This is a genomic window from Falsihalocynthiibacter sp. BN13B15 (assembly GCF_041205415.1).
GTDB classification, from domain to species: Bacteria; Pseudomonadota; Alphaproteobacteria; order Rhodobacterales; family Rhodobacteraceae; genus Falsihalocynthiibacter; species Falsihalocynthiibacter arcticus.
In genome coordinates this window covers 1-422 of the sequence record NZ_JBGFCE010000094.1, presented here as the reverse complement: position 1 = coordinate 422, position 422 = coordinate 1, and the positions used below count along the sequence as shown (strand labels likewise).

Sequence of the window (422 nt, the reverse complement as noted above, 5' to 3'; positions counted from 1 at the left end):
GTTGATGGCCCACAAACCTTGCAAACCGTTCGGCGATGGGTCCAGCGAGATCGCTTTGCGGTCCTATGGCAAATCCGCGTTCCATTTGGCGAGTGATTGCGTCGACAACAAAATCGGGTGAGTGGCCAAAAGCCGTCTGGCCAAAACCGTTCACAAGGTCGATGAATTCGTTGCCGTCAATATCCCAAAGCCGTGATCCTTTGGAACGATCACAAACGACTGGAAAAACCAGTTCTTTCCATTCAGCCCGAAAGCCCGCCGCCGTACGCGGATCAGCCATGGCAGGGCGATACCTCTGAACATATGCCTTGGTTTTTGGGCTTTTTGCGCTGTATCGCTGGGCCAAGTCACGGGCGAATTCTGCTTGTTGCGGGGTCAAATCGCCACCGCCGGCGTTTGTTGCGCGTCCAATCGAAAAGGCG

1 protein-coding gene is annotated in these 422 nt (G+C 54.7%); it reads right to left on the bottom strand.

Annotation, left to right across the window (positions count from 1 at the left end; genetic code table 11):
• Positions 1-280 (bottom strand): aminotransferase class III-fold pyridoxal phosphate-dependent enzyme (locus tag AB9F26_RS22325; RefSeq protein WP_369769136.1); only part of this gene is annotated, 280 nt, incomplete at its 3' end.
• Between the last annotated feature and the right edge of the window lie 142 nt (positions 281-422).